We start from the raw sequence: 14,049 nt of genomic DNA, 5'->3' as shown, positions 1-14,049 counted from the left end.
AAACGGGTCGCAGGTGCGGCCCGTTTTTTTGTGGCAATTGTTAACGATGCGGCAACAAAATCGGCAGGATTACGGCAAATCACGGAAATTACGCCCAAATTTGCCTTTTTGCCCTCAACACTCCCTCATAATTCCCGCCTTTAGTCCGTTCTTTTCCCCAATAGCGCCCCATTTGGAAACGATGCTGCGAGGGAAGTCGAACAATGCCCAAAGGACGAAAGATGGACAGATTGACCGAAATGGAAGCCTTCGCAATGGTTGTGAACCAAGGCGGCTTCACCGATGCGGCGCGTAAGATGGGTATCTCGAAATCCGCCGTGTCCAAGCATATTTCATCGCTCGAATCCCGTTTGGGTGCGCGGCTTTTGAATCGCACCACCCGCCGCGTCAGCCCGACCGAGATCGGTCTGGCTTATTATGACCGCGCCTGTCGCGTTATCAATGATGCGGGCGATGCAGATGCGATGGTCTCCTCTATGCAGTCTGCACCATCGGGGCTGTTACGCGTGACCGTCCCCACTGATTTTGGGTCTGGTCATCTCTCGCCCCTCATTGGCGGTTTCCTCAAAGCCTATCCGCAAGTGTCCGTGAGCATGGTTTTGGAGAATCGTCATGTAGAACTGATTTCAGAGGGGTTTGATGTCGCTATTCGCATGGGTGAGATGGAGGACAGCACACTCAAAGCCCGCCGTATCTGTGACACCACAATGCGCATGATTGGATCCCCTGCCTATTTCGCGGCACATGGTCATCCCGAACGGATTGAAGACCTCAATGAACATCGCTTGCTGCACTTCTCGAATGAAGCGCAGGGAAATGTTTGGAAACTCTTGGGCCCATCAGGGGAGCGGCGTTTTGTGCGCTCCACAGGCGCATTGACCGTCAATGATGGGCAAGCCTTGTTGAAAGCGGCAATCGGCGGTTTTGGTATCGCCTTTTTGCCAAGCTTCCTCTTCGGCGAGGCGCTGCGGGCAGGCGAAGTGGAAGAAGCGATGCCACATCTGCCAATGGAAATACAAAGCCTGCACGCAGTCTACCCACCTGGGCGCTATACACAGCTCAAATTGCGCGCCTTCATTGATTTTCTGGTTGATCAGTTCAAAGACAAAGGCCCAATGGATTGGTGATCAATCTCTCAGGCATCTTCGGGGTGGATTCGATAGTGATAAGCACCGACCACCTCGAAGCCCATGGATTGATAAAGCCCATTTGCCGCTTGATTGGCCTTGGTCGTCACAAGTGTTAACCACTGCGCCCCTTCCGCCTGCGCCCAATGCGCCATGTGCCACATAACACGCCGCCCCACGCCCTGACGGCGGGCCGATTGGGCGGTTTCGACCGCGTGCAGCATGGCGATATCTCCATCACAGGCGATAAAGCCAGTCGCTGCAATGCGATCCTGCTGCCGCGCAAAAACTGTGGTTTTCGGGGTGGGCGCCCGCGCCATCACATCTAGGCGCGCGGGCCCTATCCCGCCATCAGCCCAAATTGCCGCTTGCGCGGCCAAGGGCGGCCAAAGAGCAAAGCACTCAGACAGCGCAGACAGATCCCGCCCGCGCAGATCCATCGCGTAAAACCATACGGGATCTTTGACCTGATAGCCGCGCGCCCCAAGGGCGGCATCCAAAGCGGATTGGCTTTCGCGAATAATAAATAAGCGCGGCTGCCCCATAGCCTGCATACGGGCCTCGGCCTTGTTGAGCGTTGTCTCATCGAGCGCATCTTGGCCGTCCCAACTGGCCGCAGATACACGACTGCCGCCGCCTGCCCCCTCACGAAAGGTCAAAAGCCCATCAGTTTGGTAAGTTTTGGCGGGCCAAGTGGCATCTAACGCCATAAACAAACGGCCCTCATCAGGCAGCATGTCGGAACAGGCCGCGCCCATATCAAACGCCCTGCGGAAAAGCGCGCGCCATTTCTGCGATGGCACGTTGAAGCATCCCCTCATCAGAACTGCGCAGCACGATATTTGCCCCATACACCCCGTTCAATTGATAGGGGTAAGAGCCGATTGAAACATCGGGAAATTGGGCCGCAATTTGGCCCAATGGCCCTGCAATATCGCCTTCACCCATCTCTAGGCGGATGCTGTGACTGATCAAGGGCGCGCCACCTGTCAAGCGCGGCATGACCGAAGCCACCATCGCCTGAAAGACCGAAGGCACCCCCGCCATCACATAGACATTTTCGATCTGAAACCCGGGTGCGGTGGAGACGGGATTGTCGATCAAAGCCGCGCCATCAGGAATACGCGCCATGCGCAGGCGGGCTTCGTTTAACTCTTGCCCGCGGGCATCATAATGGGCTTGCAACAAGGCCCGCGCATCCGCCCGCACATCAATATGCACGCCAAAAGCCCCCGCAACCGCATCAGCGGTGATGTCGTCATGCGTTGGCCCAATACCGCCAGAGGTGAACACATGATCATAAGACCCGCGCAGCGCATTGAGGGCCTCAACAATGCCCGGATGATCATCCGAGACGATGCGCACCTCCTTCAGTGCAATCCCTTTTGCGGTCAATTCATTGGCCAAATGGTGCATATTCGCATCGCGTGTGCGTCCCGATAGGATTTCATCCCCGATCACCAACATCGCTGCGGTTGGTTGTGCCATTTTGAGAACCCCCACTTGTCATGCACCCTGCCTGCGGTATAGGCCAAGCCCTGTCATGCCGCAACGCGTCATCGCGTGGCGGGCTTGGCTAGAATTCAAGCGCCAAAAACCGTAATCTGGTGCGAGATGACAGGAGCAGATGTTTTGGACGATTTCAAAGGCCGCGTGACCAAAGACGGAATTCGCATTCACGATGATGCAGGCTTTGCTGGGATGCATGCAGCGGGCGCACTGGCCGCGCGCATTCTTGACGACATCGCGCCCATGGTAGAGCCAGGCGTCACGACCGAAGCCTTAGATCAAGCGATTGAGGATATGGTCAATGCGGCGGGCGCGAAATCTGCAACCATCGGATATCGTGGGTATAAACACGCAAGCTGCATCTCGGTCAACCATGTGGTCTGCCACGGCATCCCCAGCCCCAAAACCCTTAAGGATGGGGACATCCTGAACATTGATGTGACCGTCATCGTGGATGGGTGGTTTGGCGACACAAGCCGCATGTATGTGGCAGGCAATCTGAACCGCAAAGCAGAACGCCTGATCCAAGTGACCCATGACGCCCTCTTCAAAGGGATTGAAATCGCGCGTCCTGGGGCCACGTTCGGGGATATTGGCCATGCGATTCAAACCTATGTCGAAGCCAATCGCATGAGCGTGGTGCGTGATTTCTGCGGTCATGGGTTGGGTCAGGTCTTTCACGCACCGCCAAATGTTCTTCATTATGGCCGCGCGGGCACAGGCCCCGTCTTGGAAGAGGGGATGTTCTTCACCATTGAGCCCATGGTGAACCTTGGCCGTCCCGAAACCAAAGTTTTGGCAGATGAATGGACAGCTGTGACACGGGATAAATCCCTGTCCGCACAGTTTGAACATTCAGTTGGCGTGACAGCGGACGGGTTTGAAATTTTCACCCTGTCACCCTCTGGGAAATTCCACCCCACGTGGCGCTGACGCGTTTAATCGCTGATTAACCATTCTGATGGATGGTGCGGGTATGACAAAACCCGAGTTGACCCTTGCCCATGACCGCACCGTGCCCCCGCCGAAATTGCGCAGGGTTGCAGTTGATGCAGCACAGCATGATCTTCTCGCACGGCTATTGGCGGCGGCAGCGCCAAACGCACCCTCTGCGCGGATGGCGGCCACGCTGTTACGGCAACATGGCAGCCTTGCACGCGTTCTGTGCGCCAGTGACCAACGCCTGAAATCCGTCACCCATATGACCGAAGATACGATTGCCCATTTACGCCTAACGCAGGCTGTGGCGGAAACGATTACCCGCAAACAGCTTGATGACCGCCCGATCTTGGGCTCATGGCAAACTGTGATGGATTATTGCCGCGCGACCATGGCGCACCGTGATGTTGAGGAGGTGCGGGTTTTCTACCTTGACCGCAAAAACCACCTCATCGCCGATGAGCAGCACAGCCGCGGCACCGTGGATCACGCGCCCTTCTATCCCCGCGAAGTTATCAAGCGCGCGCTTGAGATGAGCGCCTCAGCACTGGTGGTGGTTCACAATCATCCGTCAGGCGACCCGACCCCAAGCACAGGCGATATTGCCCTGACCCGACATTTGGGAGAGGCAAGCAAAATGATGGGTCTGACCCTGCATGACTATATCATCATCACGCCAAGCCGCGAGGTCAGCTTTCGCGCGGAGGGTCTGATTTAAAATCAGGCCAAACGCCCGTGACAATGCTTGAACTTCTTTCCCGATCCACAGGGGCAGGCATCATTGCGGCCAAGATTGCCCCATGTTTCAGGACGCGTCTCATCAAAGCCTGTATCATTACCGCTTGCTTTCGCTTCAGCCTCATCCGCGGCTTTCAAGGCGGCTTGCTGCTGCGCTGCGGCCTGTGCTTGCAATTGACGGATCAATTCTGCCTGCTGCTCGGGGCTGAGCGGTTGGATGCGGCCAAGTTTCTGCGTCACTTCCTGACGAAGCCCATCTAACAGGCCCTCGAACAATTGGAACGCCTCGGATTTATATTCGTTCAACGGGTCGCGCTGCGCATAACCACGGAATGCCACGACTGAGCGCAAATGTTCCAATTTCAATAGGTGATCGCGCCATTTCTGGTCGATTGTCTGCAACAATACCTGTTTTTCGATATTGCGCATCTGCTCGGCACCAAAGGCAGTGGCTTTGTCGCTCATGAATTTTTCGGCGGCTTCCTCAAGGCGTTCAATCACCACGTCCTGATCTACGCCGTCTTCTTCGGCCCATGCGGGGATCGGAAGATCGAGTGACAATGTCTCACGGCAGGCCTGTGCCATCGCCTCAACATCCCACTGATCTGCATAGGATCGCGGTGGCATATAAGTGTCGACCATATCAGTGATCACCTCATAGCGCATATCCTTGACGATATCCTCAATATCATCGGAGGCCATGATATCCATGCGCTGGCCAAAGATGACTTTGCGCTGTTCATTCATCACATCATCGAATTTCAGCAACTGCTTGCGGATGTCGAAGTTGCGCCCTTCAACCTTGGCCTGCGCGCGCTCCAAGGATTTGTTGACCCAAGGATGCACAATTGCCTCACCTTCGGCCAGACCGAGCGTGGTCAACATCTTTTCAAGACGTTCTGACCCAAAAATCCGCATCAGATCATCTTCGAGCGATAGGTAAAACGCTGAACGACCCGGATCGCCCTGACGGCCCGAACGACCGCGCAACTGGTTGTCGATACGGCGGCTTTCATGACGCTCTGTTGCCAGAACATACAGACCACCTGCCGCCTTCACGGCTTCTTCATCGGCTTTGTGGGTTTCTTCAATTTCAGCGCGCAGTTTTTCAGGGTCAGCATCAGGATTTGCGGCGATGGCATCCATCACCTTCAACTCGACATTGCCGCCCAGTTTAATATCGGTGCCGCGCCCCGCCATATTGGTCGCAATAGTGATCGCGCCCAATTTGCCCGCATCTGCCACAATCTGCGCTTCCTGCTCATGCTGACGCGCGTTCAAAACATTATGCGGCAACTTTGCCTTGGTCAAAAGGCCGCTCAGCATCTCAGATTTCTCAATCGAGGTTGTGCCGACCAAAACAGGTTGACCCTTTTCATGCGCTTCGCGGATCGACTCTACGATGGCGTTATATTTCTCGGCGGCGGTGCGATAGACCTGATCATGGTCATCAATCCGCGCCACAGGGCGGTTGGTTGGAACCTCAACAACGCCAAGTTTGTAAATTTCAAAAAATTCTTCGGCTTCGGTTGCCGCTGTGCCCGTCATGCCGCCCAATTTTTTGTAGAGGCGGAAGTAATTTTGGAATGTCACCGAAGCCAAGGTCACATTCTCAGGTTGGATCGCAACGCCTTCCTTGGCTTCGATGGCCTGATGCAGCCCATCAGACAGGCGCCGACCTGGCATCATACGGCCCGTGAATTCATCGACCAAGACCACCTCATCGCCGCGCAACAGATAATCGCGATCTTTTAGATACACCTTTTGCGCCCGCAACGCGCAGGTCGCGTGATGCACAAGCGATGTGCTTTCAGGGTCATAGAGGCTTTGCCCCTCAGGCAAGAGGCCCGCTTCGGCAAGGCGCTGTTCGAGAAAGTCATTGCCTTCCTCGGTCAGGGTCGCGTTGCGCGTTTTCTCGTCCAGCGTATAGTGCTCTTCGGTCAGCTCAGGGATCACCTTGTCAATCGCCACATAAAGATCGGAACGATCTTGAGATGGGCCAGAAATGATCAATGGCGTACGCGCCTCATCGATGAGGATCGAGTCAACCTCGTCCACAATCGCGAAATTGTGACCACGTTGCGCCATCTCAGGCAGCGATCCGCGCATATTGTCCCGCAAATAATCGAACCCAAGCTCGTTATTGGTGGCGTAGGTGATGTCGGCGGCATAAGCCTCGCGCTTTTCAGCTTCGGGCTGGCGCGGGTAAACCACGCCCGTTGTCATGCCAAGCGCGGCGAAAACCTTGCTCATCCATTCCGCATCTCGCCGTGCAAGGTAATCGTTCACAGTGACAACATGCACGCCTTCGCCACTCAGAGCGTTGAGATAGGCGGGAAAGGTCGCAACCAAAGTTTTCCCTTCGCCTGTCTTCATCTCGGCAATATTCCCTTGGTGAAGGAAAATGCCGCCCATCAACTGCACATCAAAGGCGCGTAAACCCAAAGCGCGCTTGGCGGCTTCGCGGCAATTGGCAAAGGCCTCGGGCAATAGCGTATCAAGGCTCTCACCATTGGCATGGCGCTGACGAAATTCTTCCGTTTTTGCTATCAGCCCTGCATCATCGAGGGCGACAAACTCAGGCTCAAGTGCGTTGATCTTTGCAATAAGCGGCCTTTGAGCTTTGACCAATCGATCATTTGAACTGCCAAAAATCTTCTTTGCGATAGATCCAAGCCCAAGCATGCAAAACGCCTTATGTCAGAATTGATCCACGCGATGGCAGACCCAAAAGAATGTGATCTCCGCTCGGGTTGTTTGCATCCGCGCGGCGGTCTAGAAGACCCATCAAGGAAGCTGTGCCAACGTCCCCAACCGCAATGGGACATAAGCGCCCGCTTTTGGCCTGTCAACGTGGGCGCGAAGGATTACGCCCGTAATAAAAGGACTGTTCTATGAAACGCCTGCTTGTCTCCGCCGCAATTTCCCTCTCCCTCGCAGCCCCAGTGGCGGCGCAAGACGCCAGCACAGTCTTGGCAACGGTCAACGGCACCGACATCACTTTGGGTCATTTGATTGCAATGCGCGCGATGCTGCCCGCGCAATATCAAGAATTGCCAGACGAGGTTCTCTATAATGGAATGTTGGATCAGCTGATCCAACAGGAGGTTGTCGCAGACTCGCTGCGCGGCTCGGAAGACGCGCGCACAAAACTGACCATGGAAAACGAAGATCGTGCGTTTTTGGCCAGTGTCGCCATTGATGCGATTGCCTTTGACACAATCGCAGATGCGGATGTCCAAGCCCTCTATGACGCAAATTTCGCGGATGCAGGCGGTGATCAGGAATGGAATGCAAGCCATATTCTGGTCGCAACCGAAGAAGAGGCGCAAAGCCTGATTGATCAATTGAATGATGGCGCTGATTTTGTTGCTTTGGCGCAAGAATTCTCAACAGGCCCCTCTGGCCCAAATGGCGGCGCTTTGGGGTGGTTCGGCACGGGCATGATGGTGCCAGAATTTGAAACTGCCGTAGCAGGCCTAGAGGCGGGGGAAATTTCCGCGCCTGTCCAAACCCAATTTGGTTGGCACGTTGTGAAACTGAACGAGTCGCGCATCAGTGCGCCCCCCGCGCTAGAAGATGTGCGCGCCGATCTTGAGGAAGAACTGCGCCGTCAGCGCGTTGACGCCTATCTTGCGGAATTGACCGAAGCGGCCGAGATCGCGCGGCCAGAGGTTGAGATTGACATGAGCCTCATCCGCAACATTGATCTTTTGACACAGTAACCCCTCTCACATAGGCCCGATCATGGCAAAAGCCCCGCTTCCTGTCTCCCCCCTCGCCCCAAAAGGTGGGTTTCCTGCATTGCCCCGCATTGATGGGGTGCGCTTTGCCAGTGGCGCGGCGGGGGTGCGGTATCAAAACCGCACCGATGTCATGTTGGTCGAGATTTGTGCAGGGGCATCAGTCGCAGGTGCCTTTACCCGATCCTCCACGCGCTCCGCACCTGTCCTCGATTGTGAGCGCAAGTTGGCCGCTTTGGGGAAAAGCAGCGATCAAGGCTTTGGAATTGTTGTAAATTCTGGAAATTCCAACGCCTTTACAGGCCGCGCCGGCGATCAAACGGTCGAGGCGGTAACCGCCGAGGCGGGCCGTGTTTTGGGTATTCCTGCCACTCATGTGTTCAGCGCGTCAACGGGGGTGATTGGTGAGCCCTTCGCCCCCGAAAAAATTACGCATATCTTGGCGGAATTGGCGGGCAAACTGGATGCTGACGGGGCAGATGGTGCGGCGCGGGCGATTATGACCACCGACACTTTCCCCAAAGGCGCGACAGAAACCCTGACCCTCTCGGGCCATGAGGTGAAAATCGCGGGCTTTGCCAAAGGCTCGGGCATGATCGCGCCAGATATGGCCACAATGTTGGCCTATGTCTTTACCGATGCCGCGATTTCGCGTGGCGCGCTGCAATCCATGTTATCGCAAGCCACCAAACGCAGCTTTAACGCGGTGACAGTGGACAGCGACACCTCAACCTCGGACAGTTTGATGGTGGCCGCGACAGGCAAGGCAGGCAATCCCCAGATTGCCGATTTGGACAGCACAGATGCAAAGGCGTTTTATGCGGCCCTTGAGGCGGTTCTCAAAGACCTTGCCTTGCAATTGGTGCGCGATGGGGAAGGCGCAACCAAACTGATTGAAGTGCAGGTCACAGGCGCGGCAAATGACGCGGATGCAGATCGTGTTGCCCGCGCGATTGCCAACAGCCCACTTGTGAAAACCGCGGCGGCAGGCGAGGACCCAAATTGGGGTCGTGTTGTCATGGCGGTCGGCAAATCTGGCGCAGTCGCAGATCGTGACCGCCTGACCATCAAGTTCGGTGATATTTTGGTGGCTGAAAATGGCTGGGTCAGCCCCGATTACAGAGAAGAGCAAGGGGCCGCCTATATGAAACAGCAGGAATTGCGCATCACCGTGGATATGGGCCTTGGCATGGGGGCGGCCACAGTTTGGACCTGCGACCTGACCCATGGCTATATCAGCATCAATGCGGATTATCGCTCATGAAAACGGTGCTTGTCTCTGCAGCGGCGTTGATTGATGGCGAGGGCCGTGTGCTTTTGGCGCAACGGCCTCAGGGGAAATCCATGGCCGGTCTTTGGGAGTTTCCGGGCGGTAAGGTTGAAGAGGGCGAAACCCCCGAGGCTGCCTTGATCCGAGAATTGCACGAGGAATTGGGCATTGAAACGTGGCAAAGCTGCCTTGCGCCGTTATGCTTTGCCAGCCACAGCTACGAGAAATTCCATCTGCTTATGCCGCTTTTTGCCTGCCGCAAATGGGGCGGTATCCCGCAATCGCGCGAAGGGCAGGCGCTGAAATGGGTACGCGCAAAAGATTTGCGCGACTACCTGATGCCACCTGCAGATATCCCTTTGATTCCGATCCTGCGCGACTGGCTTTAGCCGCCAATCCACCCTTTGAGGTGATCCTGCGCGACAGCAACCAATGCCTTGATATGCGCGTCATCATCGTTGAGGCAGGGGATATAGGTAAACTGCTCGCCGCCTGCCTCTTCAAAGCTTTCGTGGATTTCTTCGTTGATCTCTTCCAAAGTCTCGATGCAATCGGCCGAGAATGCAGGGGCAATCACCGCAATCTTTTTCTTGCCCGCTTCGGCCAACCGCGCCACTTCTTCGACTGTGTAGGGCTTGAGCCACTCTTCGGGGCCAAAACGGCTTTGGAATGTCGTGACAATCTCACCGTCAGACCAACCCAAACGCTCTTTCAGCAGGCGTGAGGTTTTTTGGCACTGGCAATGATAGGGATCGCCCTCCATCAAATAACGCTTGGGGACGCCGTGATAGGAGGCCACCAAGACATCGGGGCGGTCTTCAATCTTTGCGTAGGACCGCTCAACCGACTGCGCCAAAGCCTCAATATAGAGCGGATGCTCGTAATAGGCCTCGACTGTGCGCACGGTCGGTTGCCATTTGATATCCGTCAGTGCGCGAAAGAATTGGTCGCAAGCTGTGGCCGAAGTCGCGCCCGCATATTGAGGATAAAGGGGGAAAAACAAGATTTTCGTGCAACCTTTTGCAACCATTTCATCCACTTTGGATTTGGTCGATGGGTTGCCATACCGCATACAGAAATCCACCTCGACCTGATCGCCATAAAGCGCCGCCATTTCAGACTTAATCTTTGCGGTCTGATCTTTGGTAATGGTCATCAGCGGGCTTTCGTCCTGCTCTTCATTCCAAATAGATTTATAAGCCGCCCCCGAAGAAAACGGACGCTTGGTCAAAATCACCAATTGCAAAAGCGGTTGCCAAATCCACGGGCTGTAATCAATCACGCGGCGATCTGAGAGGAATTCGTTCAAATAGCGGCGCATTGACCAGTAATCATAATGATCTGGCGTGCCCAAATTTGCCAAAAGCACACCGATCTTGCCGAACTTCACCTTTGGGTGATCAGCGGGTGCGTGCGGCGTAGCAGCTTCAGTCGCGTTTTGCATCATATTCATCTTTTATCGCACTTCTTTCTTCAGCCTGACTAACCCAGACAACAAAAAACGGCCACCCTTTTACGACCCGTTTTCCACAGGTCGGGCGGTTTCATCAAATTCGGTCACGCCAAGCGCGTCTGCCAATCTCGCCTGCGCCGAACCAGGTCGAAGCGGCTTTTGTTGACTGGCATCTGGTTTCCATCCTGAAAGGAATACGATCTCAACAGTGGATCGGATGCGATTTTCTTCGAATGGATAAGTTTTTTTGTAAATTTCATCGGCGCACGTGAATAAATCACGCGGGGGGGCGGCGCGGTGACGCGCGTCAAGCACATTGGTTTCCCCCATATCGCGCAAATCGCCAATCAGGTGAAAAATATCTCGATAACTGATGGTTTTGCGCAATGTATCGGCCACAGGCAGGGCAAAACCCGCACGCCCCAAGAGCCCGCCCATATCACGCAAGTCCCCCATCGGGGCCACGCGCGGCGACAAGCCGCCCATTACAGCAATTTCGGCTTGGCGCAGAACATCTCGCAATTCGGTCAGGCTTTCACCGCCAAAAAACACCCCGAGAAACAGCCCATCAGGTTTCAGCGCACGGGCCGCTTGCACAAGTTGCCCCACGGGATCATCGGCCCAATGCAACGCCATCGCGTGGATCACCAGATCATGGGCCCCTTCGGTCAAGCCCAAGTCCTCTTGGGGCAGAACGCGAGGGGCTTCGGGCATAAAATCTGCCCAATACGCCACAAAAGGCGCAATCAAAACGGGCGCGGTAAAGCGCCTGTTAACGTCTGCCAGTCTTTCTTCAAGCTCAAGCTTGACCTCGTCATGCAAGAACCCAGCCCGATCCAATCGCGCACGGGCGCGGGCACGGGCCAAGGCCTGCGGGTCGGTCAATTTTGGCGGAAGGGGTTCAGTCACGACTATGGTCTCAGGCTTTTTGAAAACTTAGAGGGGTTATGTAAGTGTTCGCGTCCCGTTTGCAAATCCTTGATCGGGCCAAAACATGGGCCTTTCCACCTGATTGCCTGCGCTGCGGTGACAGGGTTGAAATCCCTTATGGTCTTTGTGGCCCCTGTTGGGCGGAGGCTCAATTTATTGGCAAATCCTGCTGTCACGCCTGCGGCGATGAATTGATTGGAGAGGAGGCTGCGCCGAGTGATCTTTGTGATGCATGTCTCATGCGCCCGCCGCCATGGGATGCAGGCCGCGCCGTGCTGCGATATGAGGGGACAGGACGCGCGCTTGTGCTTGCGCTCAAACATGGCGACCGCGCCGATATTTGCCGTGCGGCCAGTTCTTGGATGGCCGAGAAGGCGCAAGAGTGGCTTGGTCAAAACCCACTTCTGGTTCCCATCCCCCTACACACGTTGCGTTTGCTGCAGCGGCGGTTCAATCAATCCGCTCTCCTCGCGCAGCATATCTGTAGAACGCCCCAGTTCCGTGAACACGCAATCACCTGCCTGCCTGATGCGTTATATCGTCTGCGCAGAACGGCCTCCCAAGATGGGCTGGGCGCGGAAGCCCGTTTTGCCAATTTAGACGAGGCGCTGGCCCTAACCCCGCGCCATAGTGAAAGGTTGCGGGGACGGGCGGTCATTTTGATTGATGATGTGATGACCTCAGGCACGACCCTTTGGTCTGCAACCCACGCCTTGCGCTTGGGCGGCGCAGGGCCGATATATGTGCTGGTTATGGCCCGCGCGACAAAAGCAGCGTAGCAGATAGGAGACAGGCAGATGGCACAGATTGAAATCTACACAAGCCCACTTTGCGGCTATTGCCACGCTGCCAAACGCCTTTTAGCAAGCAAGGATGTCAGCTTTGTCGAGACTGATGTCAGCCGTGACCCAAAACTGCGCCAAGATATGATGGCACGCGCCCATGATCGTCACACTGTGCCGCAGATTTTTATCAATGACCAACACATAGGCGGTTATGATGATCTCGCGGCACTTGAGCGTCAGGGCAAGCTTGATCCATTGCTTTCTGCTTAAATTTCTAGTGTTTTTAACGATTTCCCTTGCACCAAAAGGCTGGCATAGGGTCTAGTCCGCGCCATGAGTGACACCAGTGATCCCCTCTCTATCGCGCTGTTCAGCGAATTGTTCATGGCTGATCAATTGGCCCGAAACCGCCTGTCCAAGGCGCTGCCAAAAGGTATGGAACTGAGCCATTTTTCTGTGCTGAACCACTTGGCCCGTGCCAATGAGGAGCGCACACCTGCTCAGCTTGCGCGGCTGTTTCACGTCACCCGTGGTGCGATGACCAACACGCTGAACCGCTTGGAATGGGCGGGACATATCCATATCCGTCCCGATTGGGACGATGCCCGCCGTAAATTTGTGACCATCAGCCCCGCGGGGCGTTCCGCGCGCGATGCCGCGCTACAGGCGATTGCACCTATTTTGTCGGATACGATCGAAGCCATCGGTGCGGCCAAAGTTCGCGCAGCCCTGCCTGTTTTGCGCGAGATGCGGGTGCGCCTTGAAGATGATACCGACCTGCGCGGTTAGGGGCGAATGGATGCGGTGACGTAATTCACTGACAAATCGCGATCCGAGATCGACCAACCCCAAGAAATCGGATTGAACACATAGCCCTTGCGATCCACGGGCCTCAGCCCTGCAATCTCGATCATTTTGAATAACTCATCGGGCGTGATGAATTTTGACCATTCATGCGTGCCTTTTGGCAGCCAACGCATGATATATTCCGCGCCCACAATCGCCATGGCAAAGCTTTTGGGATTGCGGTTGATGGTTGAGCACAGCATCAGCCCGCCTGATTTCAGCAAATCATGGCAAGCAGTCAAATAGGCCTGTGGATCGGCCACATGTTCAACCACTTCCATATTGAGGACGACATCGAATTGCTCACCTGCTGCGGCAAGGGCCTCAGCGCTTGTGTGGCGATAATCAATCGTCAGGCCTGATTGCTCGGCATGAACCCGTGCCACAGGAATGTTGCGCTCAGCCGCATCTGCACCCACCACATCGGCGCCAAGCCGTGCCATGGGTTCAGATAGAAGCCCACCCCCACAGCCAATATCCAAGAGACGCAGCCCCTCTAAGGGTCGCTCAACCGTTAGATCCCGCCCGAATTCGGCCGCGATCTGGCGCGTGATATAGTCAAGCCGCACAGGGTTCATCATGTGCAACGGTCGGAATTTCCCGTTTGGATCCCACCATTCGGCGGCCATCGCCTCGAATTTTGCGATTTCCGCAGGGTCAATTGTGCCAGTCTTGTCCGTCATTCTATGCTCAAAGCCTTGCCAAGGGG

General features: G+C 55.5%; 15 protein-coding genes. 9 read left to right on the top strand and 6 right to left on the bottom strand.

All coding sequences use genetic code 11. From position 1 onward, the window contains the following. Positions 1–221 precede the first annotated feature (221 nt). Positions 222–1,127, top strand: a complete 906-nt coding sequence (locus tag AAC636_RS01600) for a LysR family transcriptional regulator (protein ID WP_340300161.1) — start codon at positions 222–224, stop codon at positions 1,125–1,127. 8 nt (positions 1,128–1,135) lie between these two features. Here the strand turns inward: AAC636_RS01600 and AAC636_RS01595 are convergent, their stop codons facing one another. Together AAC636_RS01595 and AAC636_RS01590 are read right to left on the bottom strand one after the other, a co-directional pair. Continuing rightward, positions 1,136–1,930: a GNAT family N-acetyltransferase gene (locus AAC636_RS01595; RefSeq protein ID WP_340300160.1), complete on the bottom strand. Its 795-nt coding sequence runs from the start codon at positions 1,928–1,930 to the stop codon at positions 1,136–1,138. Beyond that, entirely contained in the window at positions 1,887–2,615 is a 729-nt protein-coding gene (locus tag AAC636_RS01590) for a competence/damage-inducible protein A (protein ID WP_340300159.1), read from the bottom strand. Before AAC636_RS01590 ends, AAC636_RS01595 begins: the two co-directional genes overlap by 44 nt. A gap of 126 nt (positions 2,616–2,741) precedes the next feature. On the opposite strand from AAC636_RS01590, the gene map reads away from it, so the two are divergent. Both map and AAC636_RS01580 read left to right on the top strand, forming a co-directional pair. Then, on the top strand, positions 2,742–3,569 hold the full coding sequence (map, locus tag AAC636_RS01585) for a type I methionyl aminopeptidase (RefSeq protein WP_340300158.1): 828 nt from the start codon (positions 2,742–2,744) through the stop codon (positions 3,567–3,569). Positions 3,570–3,612: 43 nt separating this feature from the next. Further along, positions 3,613–4,293, top strand: a complete 681-nt coding sequence (locus tag AAC636_RS01580) for a JAB domain-containing protein (RefSeq protein WP_340300157.1) — start codon at positions 3,613–3,615, stop codon at positions 4,291–4,293. A gap of 2 nt (positions 4,294–4,295) precedes the next feature. On the opposite strand, the gene secA is transcribed toward AAC636_RS01580, so the two are convergent. Then, positions 4,296–6,998, bottom strand: coding sequence for a preprotein translocase subunit SecA (gene secA, locus AAC636_RS01575; protein WP_340300156.1), 2,703 nt, complete (start codon positions 6,996–6,998; stop codon positions 4,296–4,298). 209 nt (positions 6,999–7,207) lie between these two features. On the opposite strand from secA, the gene AAC636_RS01570 reads away from it, so the two are divergent. The 3 genes from AAC636_RS01570 to mutT are packed head-to-tail and all read left to right on the top strand — an operon-like array spanning position 7,208 to position 9,715. Further along, positions 7,208–8,038, top strand: coding sequence for a peptidylprolyl isomerase (locus tag AAC636_RS01570; protein WP_340300155.1), 831 nt, complete (start codon positions 7,208–7,210; stop codon positions 8,036–8,038). Between the two features lie 22 nt (positions 8,039–8,060). Continuing rightward, positions 8,061–9,320, top strand: coding sequence for a bifunctional glutamate N-acetyltransferase/amino-acid acetyltransferase ArgJ (gene argJ / locus AAC636_RS01565; RefSeq protein WP_340300154.1), 1,260 nt, complete (start codon positions 8,061–8,063; stop codon positions 9,318–9,320). Further along, a complete protein-coding gene (gene mutT, locus AAC636_RS01560; RefSeq protein WP_340300153.1) occupies positions 9,317–9,715 on the top strand; it encodes an 8-oxo-dGTP diphosphatase MutT in 399 nt (132 codons plus the stop codon). Before argJ ends, mutT begins: the two co-directional genes overlap by 4 nt. On the opposite strand, the gene hemH is transcribed toward mutT, so the two are convergent. Both hemH and AAC636_RS01550 read right to left on the bottom strand, forming a co-directional pair. Continuing rightward, on the bottom strand, positions 9,712–10,773 hold the full coding sequence (gene hemH, locus AAC636_RS01555; RefSeq protein ID WP_340301065.1) for a ferrochelatase: 1,062 nt from the start codon (positions 10,771–10,773) through the stop codon (positions 9,712–9,714). The genes mutT and hemH overlap by 4 nt on opposite strands. 66 nt (positions 10,774–10,839) lie before the next feature. Then, complete coding sequence (locus AAC636_RS01550; protein WP_340300152.1) at positions 10,840–11,688, bottom strand: methyltransferase domain-containing protein; 849 nt, start codon at positions 11,686–11,688, stop codon at positions 10,840–10,842. Between the two features lie 44 nt (positions 11,689–11,732). Here AAC636_RS01550 and AAC636_RS01545 point away from each other — a divergent pair, with 44 nt between their 5' ends. From AAC636_RS01545 to AAC636_RS01535, 3 genes are all read left to right on the top strand, one after another. After that, the gene (locus AAC636_RS01545) at positions 11,733–12,488 is read left to right on the top strand and encodes a ComF family protein (RefSeq protein ID WP_340300151.1); all 756 of its coding nucleotides are present in this window, start codon (positions 11,733–11,735) and stop codon (positions 12,486–12,488) included. An 18-nt stretch (positions 12,489–12,506) separates the two neighbouring features. Continuing rightward, entirely contained in the window at positions 12,507–12,764 is a 258-nt protein-coding gene (gene grxC, locus AAC636_RS01540) for a glutaredoxin 3 (protein ID WP_340300150.1), read from the top strand. A gap of 63 nt (positions 12,765–12,827) precedes the next feature. Then, positions 12,828–13,283, top strand: coding sequence for a MarR family winged helix-turn-helix transcriptional regulator (locus tag AAC636_RS01535; protein WP_340300149.1), 456 nt, complete (start codon positions 12,828–12,830; stop codon positions 13,281–13,283). On the opposite strand, the gene ubiG is transcribed toward AAC636_RS01535, so the two are convergent. Then, a complete protein-coding gene (gene ubiG / locus AAC636_RS01530) occupies positions 13,280–14,023 on the bottom strand; it encodes a bifunctional 2-polyprenyl-6-hydroxyphenol methylase/3-demethylubiquinol 3-O-methyltransferase UbiG (RefSeq protein WP_340262426.1) in 744 nt (247 codons plus the stop codon). The two genes, AAC636_RS01535 and ubiG, sit on opposite strands and share 4 nt — an antisense overlap. Between the last annotated feature and the right edge of the window lie 26 nt (positions 14,024–14,049).

It is taken from the genome of Roseobacter sp. HKCCD5988, assembly GCF_037830355.1.
Lineage (GTDB): Bacteria > Pseudomonadota > Alphaproteobacteria > Rhodobacterales > Rhodobacteraceae > M30B80.
Note: the sequence above shows the minus strand (reverse complement) of the source record. Positions and strands in the feature narration are given on the sequence as shown.